Origin of the sequence: Gulosibacter sp. GYB002, assembly GCF_036577665.1 — a bacterium.
Lineage (GTDB): Bacteria > Actinomycetota > Actinomycetes > Actinomycetales > Microbacteriaceae > Gulosibacter > Gulosibacter hominis.
On sequence record NZ_JARBDD010000001.1, the window covers coordinates 67985 to 83497 of the forward strand.

Sequence of the window (15513 nt, forward strand, 5' to 3'; positions counted from 1 at the left end):
GCGAGCAGATCGCCATTCCGACGCGCAATGATGAGCGGCCACCTCGATGGCATCTTCCTCAGGTGTTCGATTCGACGGTCAAAGGAGAAGTGATTTCGATGCGCCGGTTCTTGTCCGGGTCAGTCTTGACCGCAGCAATGGTGCTCGGTGGCGCGACGGCCGCCTTCGCTACGACAGAGTATCCCGCTGAGGGTGGTCGGTGGGATTACGGCTACATCGCGGTGTCCCAAACAATGAACTCCGACTACTACCACGATTCTCGATGCCACGGTTCCAGCGTGAAGCATGGCGTAGATCGGTGGGATCGTTCCGTCGATACCGCCGGCGGATACACGGCTCATGCGGGCCTCGGGTGGGTGGGTGTCTGGGATAACCGGGAGTACTACTACCGCGTTTGCTAGCACCTGACCAAGCGGCTGCGCTCGCCGCCGTGAGGTGGCGAGCGCAGCTGTATTCCCCAAGGAGAAGTCAAATGACGACGTGGGCGCTGCGGGCGATCGCGGCACTGTATGTTGTGATCGCGGCGCTGACAGCGAGCGTGCGACTCGACGTCGCCGAGCGCGCGGTGCCGATGAGCGCGGACGCCGCGTTCACCCTCGACGCGGGCAGTGCATCGCAGCCGAAGGCCGAACTCGCGCCGGGGCTCGCACGCACCGCCGCCGAGGCGGGCGTCGCCATCGCGGTGATCGGCCGCGGCGACGGCGGCGAACGGATCGCCTACTACTTCGGCGCCCCACCGCCGACGGCGAAGTGGTACTCGCCCGAGTTCGGTGCGACGGCGCGGCCGTTCGATCCCGCCTCGACGACGCCGATGACCGGCTCGTACGCGGTCTGGGGCGACCCGGCGAGCCTCGCCGCCGTCGACGCGTGGGCGGCTGCGGCGGGCATCCGCGCTACGCCGATGCAGTTCCCCACCCCGCTCGAACTCACGCTCTCCTCCCTGGCGAAGACTTCGTCGGTGGTGCCGCTGCTCGCACTGCTGCTCGCGATGACCGTGGCCCTGCTCGCCGAGTCGGCGCGGCAGGCGCGGGCGAACACGCAGAAGCTCCTCAGCGGCGTGCGTCCGGGGCGGATCGCGGCCGAGAACGCGCTGCTCGCACTCGGCGCGGTGCTCGTGCCCGGGTTCGTCGGCGCCGCGATGGCGGTCGGCATCGTGGCGCTGCGGTCGGGGGTCGAGTACATCGGGCCCTATGCGATCGGCCTCGCGCATCTCATCGTGCCGTTCGCGGCGCTCGTGCTCATCATCGCCGTCGCGATCACGCTGTTCACCTGGCCGAGCGTCGTGTCGATCGCCGAGCGGCGGAACCCGGTGCGGCACGTCACCGGCGCTGCGGAGGTCGTGAAGGTGCTCGCGCTCGCCGCAGCGATCGCGCTCGTCCCCATCGCGACGAACGGCCTCGCCGCGGCGATCGCCGCCCGCGACGAGGGGACCGTCTGGCATCGATTCGCCGACGCCGTCACGGTGAACAACTTCGGTACCACGCCCGGCACCCCCGAGGACGACGCTGCGGGCGTCGCGTTCGCGGGGGCGGTCGCCGCCGCCGATGCGGGCGGCCGCGTGCAGCTCGCCTACGAGCTCGACGCCTACCGCGAGGCCATCACGGGCTTCAGCGGCGCGTTCGTCGTCAACCGGCACTACCTCGAGACCGCGACGGCGTCGACGCCGGGCGAGCTCGATGCGCGGCTCGCCTCGGTGCCTGCTGGCCACCCGGCGCTCGTCGGCCTCGCCCCCGCACTCGACCTCGCGCTCGCGCCGGCGCTGCGCGGCGATCCGGGCGCCCGATTCACCGCGATGACCTGGCGCGACGGTGCGCTCCCGATCGCGAGCAACGCCTACCTCGGCGCGATGCGGTTCGTCGAGGCGCCGCTGCTGCTCGTCGTCGACGACCCCGGCGGCGCGCTCTCGCCGAGCTTCCTGCTCGCGGCGACCACCCGTGGCGGCGTGATCTTCGACGACGAGACCGCGATGCGCGAGGCGCTCGCCGGCGCCGGGCTCGAGGGCAGGGCGCTGTCGGTCGACGCCGTGGCCGACCAAGGCCTACTCGACCTGCAGCACCGGCAGCAGCTGCTTGCTTCCCGCGTGATCGCCTTCGTGCTGCTCGTGCTCGCCGCCGTGCAGTGCCTCTGGGTGAGCGCGAGCGCGTACGTGCGCTCGCACGCTGAACGGTTCCTGCCGTTCGCGCTGAGCGGGGTGCCGTTCGCCCGCACCTTCCGCGGGCGGCTCACCTGGGAGCTCTCGCTGATCGGCGTACTCACGATCGCTGCGACGATCGTCGCAGCGACGACCGGCGCCGGTCCGATCGGCATCGGCGCCGCCGCCGCGCTCGGGTTCGGCAGCGCGGCCCTCTCGGTGCGGATGCACCTGCTCGACTATCGACGGCTCGTCGCGAACGCGATCGAGCGACGGACCTGACAGGGAGGCTCACATGATCTCGGTGCGGAACCTCGACCTCGTGATCGCCGGACGGCGCATCATCAGCGGACTCGACCTGGACATCGCCGACGGCCGGTCGGTCGCCCTCATCGGTGCGAGCGGCTCGGGGAAGACGACGCTGCTCAACGTGCTCAGCCTCATCCTGCGGCCGACGGCCGGCGATCTCACGATCGACGGTGAGCGGCTCGAGCGCCCGAGCGACCGGCGTCGGCAGCGGTTCTGGCGCGAGCGCGCCGCGTTCGTGCTGCAGAACTACGGGCTCATCGACGACGAGACCGCCGGCTACAACGTGATGCTCAGCGACCCGCCGCTGCGGAAGCACCGGGCCACGACGAACCCCGCCGTGCTCGACGCGCTCGATCGAGTCGGCCTGCGCGAGCGCGTCGCGAGCCCGGTGGCGCAGCTCTCGGGCGGCGAGCAGCAGCGGGTCGGCATCGCCCGCGCGCTGTTCAAGAACGCCGAGTACGTGTTCGCCGACGAGCCGACCGCCTCGCTCGACGCTGAGAACCGCGCCCGGGTCGCCGAGCTGCTGCTGCAGCCCGGCGACCGGGCGCGCACCGTCGTCGTCGCGACGCACGACCTCGAACTCGCCCGCCGGTGCGACGAGATCGTCGACCTCACGCCCTCGGGCGCGAACGCCACAGAGTCCGACGCCCCGGCCTAGACTGGGGTGTTATGAACGAGGACACATTCGACGACTACGAGCGCGGGCTCGAACTGGCGCTTTTCCAGGAGTATCGCGACGTTGCCAAGCAGTTTAAGTACGTCGTCGAAACCGAGCGGCGCTTCTATCTCGCCAACGATGTTGAGCTAGCCCGCAAGGATGCCGCCAACGACTTCTACTTCGAACTCACTATGCGGGATGTGTGGGTTTGGGATATCTATCGCTCCAACCGCTTTGTGAAGCAGGTGCGGGTGCTCACCTTTAAAGACGTCAATGTCGAAGAACTCAATGTGCACGACTTTGAGCTGCCGAAGGAGCTCTCGCTCGACGACTAGGGCGCTTGGCCCCCGCGCCTATTTGCCCACTGAACGGCGCAGATTCGCCATGATCTCGCGCTGATAGGGTGCGATCACCTCGCCCGAGATGCGGCAGTCGAGCACCCAGGTGCCCTCGCCACCGGCGGTGCACCAGGCGGCCCACGAGTCGAGGTCGCTCAGGTGTCGCACCACGGTTGAGTGCGCGCCCACGCCCAGTGCGAGCTGCGCGAAGTCGACCTCATCGATGCGCATCGGCCGCTGGTCGAGCCCGAGCGTGCCGTACTGCGTGGTCTCGGCGGTGTAGGCGGCGTCGTTGAAGACGACGACGGTGGCGCGGCGAGCACTGCGCACGAGCGAGTCGAGATCGGCCAGCCCCATGAGCCCGCCGCCATCACCGGTCGGCACCACGAGCATCCTCTCACCCGCGGCGACCGCTGCGCCCGGCGCCGAGGGGAAGCCGAGCCCGATCGACTGATAGTGCGTGCCCACCAGCACCATGCTGCCGACGCTCGGCACCCGCAGGTGGGTGTTGGGCCAGCCGATGAAGTGGCCGCCATCGGTGCACACCAGGCGGTTATCGGGCAGCTGCGCGTCGATTGCACTGATCAGCCCGCGCGGGTCGAGGCGGCCATCGGCGGCAAGCTCGGGGCGCTCACCGCGGTCGAACTGCGCGTCAGCCACCTCATCGGCGACAAGACCCGGCCAGGTGTCGTGCTCCGGCCCAGCGATCGCGTCCAGCAGCGACAGGGCGGCCGCGCGGGCATCGGCGCGCAGATACTCGCTGACGGCCGGATGCGTGGGCGACTCGGCGATCCCGACCTGCGCGAGCGTCGCCTGCGGGAAAAGCCCGCCGAAGCCCATCGTGAACTGGTTGAGCCCGGCGCCGAAGGCCACCACGAGATCGGCCTGGCCGAGATAATCAGCCGTGCGCGGCGACGAGAACCCGCCGCACACGCCGGCATCGAGCTTGCGGCCGGCGAAAAGACCTCGCGCGGGCGCGGTGGTGACGGTGATGGCGCCGAGCCGGTCAGCGAGCTCGGCGAGTTCACTACCGGCATCGCGCGCACCGACACCGCCGAGAATCACCGGGCGAGCGGCGCCGGCGAGCAGCGCCGCGAGCTTCTCGATGCCCTCGGCGCTCGGTTGCGCGGGCTCGGGCAGGCTGAGCTGCGGATTGAACTCGGGCTCAGTGGTTTTGGCGGTGGGGAGGTCGTAGGGCAGCGCGAGCACGACCGGCGTGCCGCCGCCGAGCGCGAGCTCGAGGGCACGCACCGTGTCGGCGCCGGGAGTCTGTGCCGTGACGGTGATGGTCTCGACGCCGCAGGCGCGGGCGAGTGCCACCTGGTCAACATCCCAGGGGCGCCGGCCCGAGGTGGGTTCGTCGCCTACCAGCACGATCATCGGGCAGTGTGCCATCGCGGCCTCGGCGAGCGAGGTGAGGGTGTTGGTGAATCCGGCGCCGTAGGTGGTGGTGGCGATTGCCAATTTGCCGGATGCGCGCCAATAGGCGTCGGCGGATGCGACGGTGGCGGTTTCGTGCCTAACGGCGGTGTAGCGGGCGTCGGTCAGACGCAGCAGCGCGTCGACGACGAAGGCGTTGCCGTTACCTAGCAGGCCGAACACCTCGGTGGCGTGGGCCCCGAGCACCTGGGCAACACGTTCGGCAACCGTGGGCATAGTGACTCCTGAATTTCGCATCGTTGCGGAACCCTCCTGTGCAGACTGTAGTCGAAACTCGTTGATGAGTGTGCAGGATGTGGGTGTAGGTGTGCTTGGTGGATGCGGTTTGTCAGGTCTAGCTCATGGGCTCTGGGGGATACTGCATCCCCGCACACTGTGGAGAGTTAGGGTAGCCTTATCTAAGTCAAATGGTGGGTGTTGTGGATGCGCAGATCTGCTCGGCGCTGCTGCGCATGACAAGCGAATAATAGACAACCACCTGCCTGGAATCCAAAGAGAGAGAAAGCTCTGCATGGCGAAACGCGGCTTCTCCGGGGTGCTCATGCGAGCCTACGGAGCCACAGACCACGAAGCGACTGTGACCCGCGTGGAATATCTCACGGAAGATTTTCTGCGCATCTGGTTCGTCTCCGAAACCCTCCTGCAGGACGCCGCCATTGGCCCCACTGCCTATCTACGATTCTGGTTCCCCGATCCGGAGCAACCGGATGTGGAACAGCAGCGCGCCTACACCGTTATTGAGGCAGATCTCTCGACCGGCACCTTCGCGATTGACGTGTTGCTGCACATCCCAGCCGGCCCTGGTTCGGCATGGGCAAAGCAAGCGACAGTGGGACAGACGATTCCAGTCACCTCTCTGGGCTCAAAAGAGTTCGCAATTCCCGAAGAACTCCCCGCCGGCTACCTCATCGTCGGCGACGCCGCATCCATCCCCGCCATCAACGCCATCCTCAACGAGCTGCCGCCGCAACTTCCCGCCGAGGTGTACCTGGAACAAGCCCGCGAAACCGACCGCGACATCCCCCTGTCGCAGCATCCACGCGCGGAGATTCACTGGGTGCAGCGCGCCGATGAAGCGTCACTCGCCAACTCGATTGCAGCTCGTGACTGGTCGAACTGGGCAGCCTGGGTGGCCACCGAATCAGGCAGCCTCAAGCACCTGCGCACTCGGCTGCGGGACGATTTCGGCTTCCCAAAACAAGAGATCACTGCTCAGGCGTATTGGTACTGGGGGCGCGCATTCGGTAAAAACCGTGCCAAGGCTGAGCCGATGCCGCTCGACACCAAAACCGCTGCGGCCGCAACTCCCGAATCGGCTCCGATGCCAGAGCCGACACCGACACCCGAGCCGGCCACGACAGCCGTCGCACCCCGCGGTAATTGGCACTCCACAGGCGGCCGAAAGCTGCTGGCACCCCTCAAACCCACCATCATCGCCGCCGCCATCATTCAGGTGCTGGTGACGCTCATTGAGCTCGCGCCCTTTGTTCTCATCACCGAACTGGCTCGGCAACTGCTCATTGGTGCATCCACAGACACCCTCATCACACTCGGTATCTGGGCCGCAGCGCTGCTGGGGGCCGGCGTATTTCTCAACCTCGCGCTCACCACCTGGCTGCACTGGGTTGATGCGCGATACGGCTACACGCTGCGCCGGCGCCTGCTCGACAAACTCGCGCGCCTGCCACTTGGCTGGTTCACCGCCCGAGGGTCGGGCCAGGTCAAGCAGATTGTGCAAGACGATACGCTCGCAATGCACTACCTGGTGACCCACGCAGTACCCGATGCGGCAGCCGCCATCACCGCACCCATCGCCGTATTCATCTACCTCTTTATTGTTGATTGGCGGCTGGCACTGCTGCTGCTGTTGCCGGTCGTCGCCTATCTGGCAGTGATGGCGGTGATGGTCGTGCAATCGGGGCCGAAGGCTGCCGAATCGATGCGCTGGGTAGAACGGATGAACACCGCCGCCAACTCCTATCTCGAGGGTCAGCCCGTCATCCGAGTGTTCGGTGGTGCCACCGCATCACACTTCCAGAAACGGTTGCACGAATACATTACGTTCCTCTCCGACTGGCAGCGACCGCTCGCGAAATACCGCACCTTCCTCGACCTGGTCACTCAGCCCACAACGTTTTTGCTGCTGACCGTGGTCTTTGGCGCCCTATTCATCAGCATCGGTGTCATGGAGCCGCTCGCGATCCTGCCGTTCCTGATTCTCGCCCCGACCTTCGGAACCCGACTGCTCGGCATCGGATACGGATTGAGCGATCTGCGCACCGGTTTGCTTGCCGCCCGCCACATCAACACCACGCTCGAAGAAACCGAACTCGACACCCAGCCAGCGCTCGAAAGCGAAGCTGCCGACACCCCCGGCCGAGTGGTGTTCGACGACGTCACGTTCGGATACCTCCCCGGGTTGCCGGTGATCAAGAATGTGTCACTCACACTCGAACCGGGGACAGTGACGGCGCTGGTTGGGTCGTCCGGGTCGGGTAAGTCGACACTGGCCGCGCTATTGGCGCGCTTCTACGATGTCGACACCGGCAGTATCACTGTCGGCGGTCGCGACCTGCGCCGGCTCTCACCCGACGAGCTGTACCAACGAATCGGCTTCGTGCTGCAGGATGTGCAGCTCGTTGACGGCACCCTGCGCGAGAACATAGCACTCGCGGTGCCGGAAGCAAGCGACGAGCAGATCGAGTCGGCCGCCCGGGCGGCACAGATTCACGACCGCATCAGCGCGCTACCCGACGGCTACGCCACCCGCAACCGCGAACAAGTATCGCTCTCTGGCGGCGAACAGCAGCGCGTAACGATTGCTCGCGTCATCCTCGCCGACACCGAGGTGCTGGTGCTTGACGAAGCCACATCGTTTGCCGATCCAGAATCGGAACATCTGGTGCAAGCGGCGATCGACGAACTCACGGCCGACCGTACCGTGCTGGTGATCGCACACCGGCTGCACACAATTGCCGGGGTCGACCAGATTGTGGTGATGGACGACGGACAAATCGTCGAAACCGGCACCCACGACGAACTGCTCGCGCTGCGAGGACACTATCACCGGCTATGGCTCGCCGGCGGCACCACAACAGGCGCAATCGTGGAAGGTAGCCGGCAATGATCCGCACACTATTCGCACTCATCCCGCTCGATCAACGCCGAGTATTTTTCGCGTTTATTGGCCTTACGCTACTGAGCGTCATCATGCGTGCGCTCGCGGTGGTACTGCTCATCCCCGTATTGGGGTCGCTGCTCGGTAACGACCCCGCCACAGCCTGGCCGTGGGTGGGAATGCTGCTGCTGGTAATCGGCGGCGAGTTCGTGATTGCCACCTTCGCCTCGCGCATCGGCCTCGACACTGGGTTTGCGTTGCTCGACACCGGTCAGGAGACCGTCTCGAAGCGCTTGGCAGCGGTGGAACTCGACTGGTTCACCGCCACCAACACGGCCACGGCACGACAAGCAATCGCTGCCACCGGCCCCACGCTTGTGGGACTCGTCCTCTATTTTATTGGCCCATTCATCAGCGCCGTCATCATGCCGTTCATGATCGCGCTCGCGCTGTTGTTCGTGAAATGGCAGCTCGGGCTAGCGGCGCTCGCCGGCGTACCACTACTGCTGGGAGCGTTCGTTGCAGCGCGCAGACTCGGCGAACGGTCGGATGCGGTGGCCGTCGAAGCCAACACCACGCTCTCAGAACGCATCATCGAATTCGCGCGAACGCAGCCGGTACTGCGCTCGGCACGTCGCGTCGACGCCGAACAGGGGCGCGCCGGGCAGGCGCTCGCGGCGCAGCGCCGCTCCATGCTCCGGCAGCTTGTGTTCCAGCTTCCCGGCCAAATCGTGTTCGGTGTCGCCAGCCAACTCGCGCTGATTTTGCTGGCAGGCACCGCGGTAGTGCTGGCGATCCATGGCCAGCTAGCACCGGCGGAAGCCATCGTGATGATCGTGGTGATTGTGCGCTACCTCGAACCCTTCACGGTGCTCGCGGAGCTGTCGTCAGGCGTGGAAACGGTGTCGAACACTCTGCAGCAGATTCACTCGGTGTTCGAGGCGCCAGTTGCCGAAACCGGACAGTTGACGCATCCGTATCAGCAAGCTCCCACGATCGAACTGCGCGATGTGAGTGTCAGCGTCAACGCCGATCAGCCGGTGCTCAGCGACATCAACCTGCAGTTCGAGGCTGGCACAACCACCGCCATTATCGGACCTTCAGGATCGGGGAAAAGCACGCTGCTTTCGGTGATCGCCGGGCTAAAGCAACCAACAAGTGGCAACGTGTTCTTCGACGGAGTCGCCGTAAGCGATCTCGACGCGGAATCGAAGCGGGAACTGGTTAGCGTCGTGTTCCAGCAGCCGTACCTGTTTGACGGCACCATCCGCGAGAACGTCCTCGCCGGCGACCCCGACGCGGATGATGCTCGGGTGGCGCTAGCTGCGCGAGCGGCCCGAATTGACGGATTGCTCGCCGACCGCGTGGAGACCCAAACTGGGCGCGTCGGCGAGGGCGGCACCGCGCTGTCTGGCGGCGAACGACAGCGCGTATCGATTGCGCGGGCGCTGCTGAAACCCGCGCCAGTGCTGTTGATTGATGAGGCAACCAGTGCACTCGACAACGACAACGAAGCCGCGATCAACGATGCCTTCGCCGAAGACGAACGATCCCAAACGAGTGTCATCGTGACCCACCGGCTCAGCAGCCTGAAGCACGTCGATCGAGTGATTGTGCTGGACGGCGGTCGAGTGGTGGAAGATGGCGCACCTGCCGAGCTGGCCCAGGCGGGCGGCCGCTTCGCAGCGTTCTGGCAGCACCAAGAAGCGGCAACTGGGTGGCGGCTTGGTCGTGGGCGCTAGTTTCTCTGCTTGGGGATGAGCTGCACGGAAGATTTGGGGGTCAGGATTGCGGATAACGCATCCTGACCCCCAAATCTTCCGCTGAACTCACTGGCGCGCGACCGGCGCATAGCGGTACTGAGTGCGTGTTACCGACCCCAGTTCATACAGAACACGATCCACGGCAGCGCCACGATGTCGATTAGCACCGCACCCGCCAGCGGCACGATCAGGAACGCACGTTCAGAACGCACCTCGAATCGCTGATTGAGTGCATCCATATTTGCCATCGCATTTGGCGTACCCCCGAGACCATGGCCGAGCATCCCGGCCACCATCGTGGCGGCATCGTAGTTGCGGCCCAGCAGCGGGAAGACCACGAACAGGGTGAACAGAATGATGAAGATCACCTGCACCGCCAGCAGGGCCAGCAGCGGCAGTGCGAGGGCGGCGAGGTCCCAGATCTGCAGGCTCATCATCGCCATCGTCAAGAAGAAACCGAGCGTGAACTTCGAGATCAGCCCCACTGCGGCATCGTCGAGGTCGACCAGTTTGACGTGATCGTTGATATTGCGGAACACCACCGCCACGACCATCGCGCCCACATAGCCCGGCAGCGAGAAGCCGGTGGTGTCGCTGAACCACTCACCCAGCAGCGTGCCGAACACCATGATGACGCCGATGGTCACAAACGCATTGAGCAGCGGCCGATAGAAGGCACCGCGCTCGGGTTCGGCTGATTCTCGTTTGCTGAGAAGAATTTGGTCGTGGTGGGGTGATGTGCGTCTCGGCTTGCCTCTCGCCCGCATCCTGTGGGGCGCATCCCGTAGCCCGGGCACCCTGTGGAAACCGATTGCTCCACAGAGACCTCCCCGCCGCAGCCAAGCCGAACGAACTTGCGCCACAGTACTGGCACATCCACACAGGAGGTGTCATGAACCAACGCATCGCCCTCGGTCGCCGCGGCGAAGACCTGGCGCTCACCTATCTCGAACAGGCCGACTACGAGATCCTCGACCGCAACTGGCGCTGTCGCGCCGGCGAAATCGACATCGTCGCGCGCGACGCCCGCTACCTCGTCTGCGTCGAGGTGCGCACTCGCAGCGGTAGTGGTTTCGGGCATCCGCTCGAAACGCTCACCCCCGAAAAACTGCTGCGGATGCGCGACCTCGCGCTCGCCTGGCGCGCTGAACATCCCGAGTTCTCGGGCATGCTGCGTCTCGACGCCATCGGGGTGCTGCTGCCACCGGGTGCCGAACCGCAGCTGCGGCACATCGTCGGCGTCGGAACGAACAACTGATGCTCGGCGTACCGGTTCGCACCTGGGCGATGGCACTCCAGGGGCTCGGTGGCCAACCCATCGAGGTGCAGGCGGTCGTGCTCTCGGGGCTGCCGCGAGTGATCGTCGTCGGGCTACCGGATGCGGCGATCGGCGAGTCAGCCGACCGCATCCGCGCCGCTTTCGGTTCGCTCGGCAAGAATCTGCCGCCGCACCGCATCACGCTCAACCTCTCGCCGGTCGACCTCCCCAAACACGGCGCCGGCTTCGACCTCGCGATGGCCGTCTCGCTGCTCGCGGTCAGCGGAGTGATCAACGCCGCGGCACCCTCGCAGGCGGTGCATATCGGTGAGCTCGGGCTCGATGGCGCGGTGTTGCCGGTGCGGGGTGTGCTGCCAGCGGTGGCCGCCGCGCGCGATGCCGGATACGCAACCGCCGTCGTACCGCGAGCCTGTGCATCCGAAGCCGAACTCGTCAGCGGCATCCGCATCGTAGCGGTCAGCTCGCTCCACGAGCTCGCGAGTCACTATGGCGGCGAAATCAAGGCCGCGCCTCCCGAGCGGCCCGCGCTCGCGGTCGCCGGCGCCGGTGCGGTGACGGGCGCGGCTGTGCCCGATCTCGCCGATGTGCTCGGGATGGAGGATGCGGTGCGGGCACTCGTGATCGCCGCCGCCGGCCGCCACCACCTGAGCATGATCGGCCCGCCGGGAAGCGGCAAAACGATGCTCGCCGAACGGCTGCCGGGCATCCTGCCGCAGCTCGACGTCGAGGCCGCGGTGACGGTGGCAGCGCTGCAATCGCTGTGCGGCATCCCGATCGGCAATGAGCTCAACCGCACGCCGCCGTTTCAGGCGCCGCATCACAGCGCCACCCAGGTGGCGCTCGTGGGTGGCGGCAGCGGCAACCGCATCAATCCGGGTGCGATCTCACTGGCCTCGCACGGCGTGCTCTTTCTGGATGAGGCGCCCGAGTTCGCGCGCACGGTGCTCGATGCGCTGCGGCAGCCGCTCGAATCGGGCGAGATCACCATCCACCGGGCGCGCACGAGCGCCACCTATCCCGCGAACCCGCAGTTGGTGCTGGCGGCGAACCCGTGCCCCTGCGGCAATGCGGATGTGCCGGGCGCCGAGTGCAGCTGCGCGCCGAGCGTGCGGCACCGATATCTGCGTCGGCTCAGCGGGCCGCTGCTCGATCGCATCGATCTGCAGGTGCGAGTGGTGGCGCCGAGCGTGGCGGCGATGCGGCTGACTGCCAGCGGTGAGCGGGGCGCACTATCGACGGCGGATGCGGCGGCGCAGGTGCTCGAGGCGCGCGAGCGGGCGCGGTTGCGGCTGGCGCCGCTCGGGTTCGCGGTGAACGCCGAGGTGGATGCCGCCTCGCTGCGCCGGCCCGAACTGCGCCCCGAACCGGGAGCCGCGCAGCCACTCGATCAGGCGCTCGAGCGAGGCCTGATCACCATGCGGGGATACACGCGCGTGCAGCGCACCGCCTGGACCATCGCCGATCTTGCCGGCGCCGATCGCCCCATCCACGACCACATCACCGAGGCGCTGTGGTTTCGCACCTCGACGCGCAACTGAGCCGCGCATCCTGCCGGTGCCGCAGCCGCGCATCCCGACCCCTTCTTCTCATACCGAGCTTTTTGATCCAGAGCTTTTTGACCCCGAGGAGCACGATGACCGTCGAACCAACCACTAGTGCACTGACCGATACTGACAAGTTCGAGCTCGCTGCGACTGAGCCCGCTGCGATCGAGCCTGCGCCAGCTGAGCCTGTACCGATTGATGTCGTGACCGGCTCGACCGCAGCAGGGTCCGTGCATCCCGAACCGAACGAATCCGAGGCCGACTCGGCCGGTGCCGAGCTGACGCAGCTGCTGGCGCCCGATCCCGAGCTTGTTGCGGCGCTGCATCCCTATCTCGCGGCCCTGCGCCGCGACCTCCCCGAGGCGGATGCGGCGCGGCTGGCCGCCTATATCTGCTGGTCGGGCATCTGCGAACCCGGTGACGCTGCTGCCGGCGCCCTGGTCGCGCAGTTTGGGCCCGAAACGGTGTACGCGCTGTTCGCAGGTAAAGAGGAGCAGCTCTACCGGCTGATTGAGCAGCACCACCTCGATGAGTATCAGGCCTGGGGCGCGGCGTTTGCACGGTGGCGGCCGCGGCTGCGGCACGAGCGCATGGTCAGTGCCTGCCACAATGCGGCGCAGCTGGGGGTACGGTTGCTCGTGCCCGATGATCCGCAGTGGCCCGCGGGCCTGGATGCGCTCGGCGAGAGCAGTCCTCATGTGCTGTGGGTGCGTGGCGATCTCGAAGCGCTGCGAGGATGCGCCAAAAGCGTCGCGCTGGTGGGTGCGCGGGCGGCCTCGACCTATGGCACCACGACCACCGCCGATCTTGCCGCGGGGCTGAGTGATCGCGGCTTCACGATCGTTTCGGGTGGGGCGTATGGCATCGACGCGGCAGCACATCGCACGGCGCTTGCGAGCGAGGCGCCCACCGTGGCGGTGCTCGCCGGCGGGGTCGACCGGCTGTATCCGGCGGCGAACCGCGGGCTGTTCGAGCAGATCATTGCGCGGGGCGCGCTGGTGTCGGAATTGGTCGTTGGGCAGGCACCCGAACGCTGGCGATTCATTCAGCGCAATCGGATCATCGCGGCGCTCACGCAGGTGACGGTGGTGGTCGAGGCCGGTGCGCGTTCGGGTGCGCTCCATACCGCGAACGGCGCGCTGCAGATCGGTCGCAAGGTTGGCGCGGTGCCGGGTCTCGTGCACTCGGCGGCGTCGGTGGGCTGCCACCGGCTGATCCAGGATGAACTCGCGCGGCTGGTTACCGATAGCGACGACATCGTGCAGCTGTGGCGCGAATCGGAGGGCATTGATTTTGCGGCACCACAGCTGGATCTTGAGATTCCGGATGCGCTGCGGCCAGACCGTGCCGGCGGCGACAAGCTGCGGCAGTTGAGCGTCGGGGCGCGGCGGATGCACGATGCGCTGCGGGTGCGGGGCGCGCGGCTTCCCGAGGAGCTAGCGGAGCACGCGGGGATGTCGATGGTCGAGGTGCGTGCCGCGCTCACCGAGCTGGAGCTGCACGGGTTCGCGGTGGCGGATGCGGGTGGTTGGCGCCGCGGGGCATAGCGCGCGTTCGTGGCGTGGTGCCGGGCGGTAGGTGCATGACCAGATGCCCGGCCCCGCGCAACCTTGGCTGTCTTGGCTGCCCGCATTCCGTGGCCAAGCGCATCCCGGGCGTCGTGTCCCTGACCAGCCCCACGTCCTTGGCCGGCCAGCTGTGTGAGCGCCCGTATCCCTGACCGGCGCGTATTCCCGGCTGGCCTGTATCCAGTGCGTCCGTATCCCTGACCGGCCCGCATCCTGCCCACGCCCCGTATACGCATCCCCGCTCGCGACACTCGCGGGGCGCGTGCGCTGTGCGCCGGACGGTGCTGCCACACTTACGACATGAGTTCGCTGGCCGGTGCAATCGACGCGTATCTGCGTGCGCTCGACCTTGAGCGTGGCCGCTCGCCGCACACGATCCGCGCGGTGAGCGGCGATCTGCACCGCTTTGCCGACTTCGCCGCCGAACATGGAGCGAGTGAGGTTGCGGATCTGGGCCTCGAGCTTTTTCGCGATTGGCTGTGGAGCGAGTCGGAGGAGGGGCTCGCGGCCGCAACCCTCGCGCGGCGTTCGTCGAGCGCTCGCGGCTTCACCGCATGGCTGCGCACGAGCGGCCGCGGCGAGGATGTGGCGCGGCGGCTGCGGTCACCGAAGACCGGGCGCTCGCTACCGCGGATGGTGTCGGCCGACAACATGGATGCGATCTTCGACGAGCTGCGCGCGCGCAGTGCGACCGGAGATCCGGTGGCACTGCGCGATGAAGCGATCGTCGAGCTGCTGTATGCCACCGCGATCCGCGTGAGCGAGCTGTGCAGCCTCGACCTCGACTCGGTGGATCTCGAGCGGCGCACGCTGCGGGTGATCGGTAAGGGTGACCGCGAGCGGGTGGTGCCCTTTGGGGGGCCGTGTGCGGATGCGCTGGTCGAGTGGTTGACGCGCGGGCGGCCGACGCTCGCGAACGAGCGCTCGGGTGAGGCGCTGCTGCTCGGCGCTCGCGGTGCGCGGTTGAACCCGCGCACCGTGTATGAGCTCACCCGACGCGAACTCGAGCACTCGCCGGGGTCGGGACCTGCAGGCGCGCACACCTTCCGGCACACGGCCGCGACGCATTTGCTGGATGGCGGGGCTGATCTGCGCAGCGTGCAGGAGCTGCTGGGGCACGCCAACCTCGGGACCACGCAGATCTACACGCATGTGTCGAGCGAGCGGTTGCGCGAAACCTACCGCCGCGCGCATCCGCGGGCATAGCTTTCAGCGTGCACACTGGGTGCGGCGACCTGCTGCGTTCGAACCTTCGTCGCAGCCTTACCTCCCCGACTCCACTTGGGCTGTGTGCGTCTTGCGGGGATGTGTGCGTGTTCTACCACGCACAAAGGCCGCTAAGACACACACAGCCCAAAGGGTTCA

The 15513-nt window shown here is 66.9% G+C and carries 12 protein-coding genes; 10 read left to right on the forward strand and 2 right to left on the reverse strand.

What is annotated here, in order from left to right; all coding sequences use genetic code 11:
- Positions 1-137: 137 nt before the first annotated feature.
- From PV375_RS10510 to PV375_RS00335, 4 genes are all read left to right on the forward strand, one after another.
- The gene (locus PV375_RS10510) at positions 138-401 is read left to right on the forward strand and encodes a lactococcin 972 family bacteriocin (RefSeq protein ID WP_442903913.1); all 264 of its coding nucleotides are present in this window, start codon (positions 138-140) and stop codon (positions 399-401) included.
- Between the two features lie 71 nt (positions 402-472).
- A complete protein-coding gene (locus PV375_RS00325; RefSeq protein ID WP_332105648.1) occupies positions 473-2413 on the forward strand; it encodes a hypothetical protein in 1941 nt (646 codons plus the stop codon).
- Between the two features lie 13 nt (positions 2414-2426).
- Positions 2427-3098 (forward strand): ABC transporter ATP-binding protein, encoded by a 672-nt coding sequence (locus PV375_RS00330; RefSeq protein WP_332105649.1) that lies wholly within the window; start codon positions 2427-2429, stop codon positions 3096-3098.
- An 11-nt stretch (positions 3099-3109) separates the two neighbouring features.
- Positions 3110-3433, forward strand: a complete 324-nt coding sequence (locus tag PV375_RS00335; RefSeq protein ID WP_332105650.1) for a DUF2469 family protein — start codon at positions 3110-3112, stop codon at positions 3431-3433.
- Positions 3434-3451: 18 nt separating this feature from the next.
- On the opposite strand, the gene PV375_RS00340 is transcribed toward PV375_RS00335, so the two are convergent.
- A complete protein-coding gene (locus PV375_RS00340; protein WP_332105651.1) occupies positions 3452-5092 on the reverse strand; it encodes a thiamine pyrophosphate-binding protein in 1641 nt (546 codons plus the stop codon).
- Positions 5093-5387: 295 nt separating this feature from the next.
- Here PV375_RS00340 and PV375_RS00345 point away from each other — a divergent pair, with 295 nt between their 5' ends.
- Positions 5388-8003: an ABC transporter ATP-binding protein/permease gene (locus PV375_RS00345; RefSeq protein ID WP_332105652.1), complete on the forward strand. Its 2616-nt coding sequence runs from the start codon at positions 5388-5390 to the stop codon at positions 8001-8003.
- A complete protein-coding gene (locus PV375_RS00350; RefSeq protein ID WP_332105653.1) occupies positions 8000-9736 on the forward strand; it encodes an ABC transporter ATP-binding protein in 1737 nt (578 codons plus the stop codon). Before PV375_RS00345 ends, PV375_RS00350 begins: the two co-directional genes overlap by 4 nt.
- A 128-nt stretch (positions 9737-9864) precedes the next feature.
- Here the strand turns inward: PV375_RS00350 and PV375_RS00355 are convergent, their stop codons facing one another.
- Complete coding sequence (locus PV375_RS00355; protein ID WP_332105654.1) at positions 9865-10524, reverse strand: sodium/glutamate symporter; 660 nt, start codon at positions 10522-10524, stop codon at positions 9865-9867.
- A gap of 125 nt (positions 10525-10649) precedes the next feature.
- Here PV375_RS00355 and PV375_RS00360 point away from each other — a divergent pair, with 125 nt between their 5' ends.
- From PV375_RS00360 to PV375_RS00375, 4 genes are all read left to right on the forward strand, one after another.
- Positions 10650-11015 carry a YraN family protein gene (locus tag PV375_RS00360; protein WP_332105655.1) on the forward strand — a complete coding sequence of 122 codons (366 nt, stop codon included), beginning with the start codon at positions 10650-10652 and terminating at the stop codon, positions 11013-11015.
- A complete protein-coding gene (locus PV375_RS00365) occupies positions 11015-12574 on the forward strand; it encodes a YifB family Mg chelatase-like AAA ATPase (RefSeq protein WP_332105656.1) in 1560 nt (519 codons plus the stop codon). The genes PV375_RS00360 and PV375_RS00365 overlap by 1 nt, the downstream gene beginning before the upstream one ends.
- A 95-nt stretch (positions 12575-12669) precedes the next feature.
- Positions 12670-14127: a DNA-processing protein DprA gene (dprA, locus tag PV375_RS00370; RefSeq protein ID WP_332105657.1), complete on the forward strand. Its 1458-nt coding sequence runs from the start codon at positions 12670-12672 to the stop codon at positions 14125-14127.
- Positions 14128-14448: 321 nt separating this feature from the next.
- On the forward strand, positions 14449-15354 hold the full coding sequence (locus PV375_RS00375; RefSeq protein WP_332105658.1) for a tyrosine recombinase XerC: 906 nt from the start codon (positions 14449-14451) through the stop codon (positions 15352-15354).
- Positions 15355-15513: the final 159 nt, after the last annotated feature.

Bases quoted from the DNA above. Each gene is read 5' to 3' on its own strand.
- PV375_RS10510 (WP_442903913.1), top strand. From the start codon at position 138: ATGGTGCTCGGTGGCGCGACGGCCGCCTTCGCTACGACAGAGTATCCC.
- PV375_RS00325 (WP_332105648.1), top strand. From the start codon at position 473: ATGACGACGTGGGCGCTGCGGGCGATCGCGGCACTGTATGTTGTGATC.
- PV375_RS00330 (WP_332105649.1), top strand. From the start codon at position 2,427: ATGATCTCGGTGCGGAACCTCGACCTCGTGATCGCCGGACGGCGCATC.
- PV375_RS00335 (WP_332105650.1), top strand. From the start codon at position 3,110: ATGAACGAGGACACATTCGACGACTACGAGCGCGGGCTCGAACTGGCG.
- PV375_RS00340 (WP_332105651.1), bottom strand. From the start codon at position 5,092: ATGCCCACGGTTGCCGAACGTGTTGCCCAGGTGCTCGGGGCCCACGCC.
- PV375_RS00345 (WP_332105652.1), top strand. From the start codon at position 5,388: ATGGCGAAACGCGGCTTCTCCGGGGTGCTCATGCGAGCCTACGGAGCC.
- PV375_RS00350 (WP_332105653.1), top strand. From the start codon at position 8,000: ATGATCCGCACACTATTCGCACTCATCCCGCTCGATCAACGCCGAGTA.
- PV375_RS00355 (WP_332105654.1), bottom strand. From the start codon at position 10,524: ATGCGGGCGAGAGGCAAGCCGAGACGCACATCACCCCACCACGACCAA.
- PV375_RS00360 (WP_332105655.1), top strand. From the start codon at position 10,650: ATGAACCAACGCATCGCCCTCGGTCGCCGCGGCGAAGACCTGGCGCTC.
- PV375_RS00365 (WP_332105656.1), top strand. From the start codon at position 11,015: ATGCTCGGCGTACCGGTTCGCACCTGGGCGATGGCACTCCAGGGGCTC.
- dprA (WP_332105657.1), top strand. From the start codon at position 12,670: ATGACCGTCGAACCAACCACTAGTGCACTGACCGATACTGACAAGTTC.
- PV375_RS00375 (WP_332105658.1), top strand. From the start codon at position 14,449: ATGAGTTCGCTGGCCGGTGCAATCGACGCGTATCTGCGTGCGCTCGAC.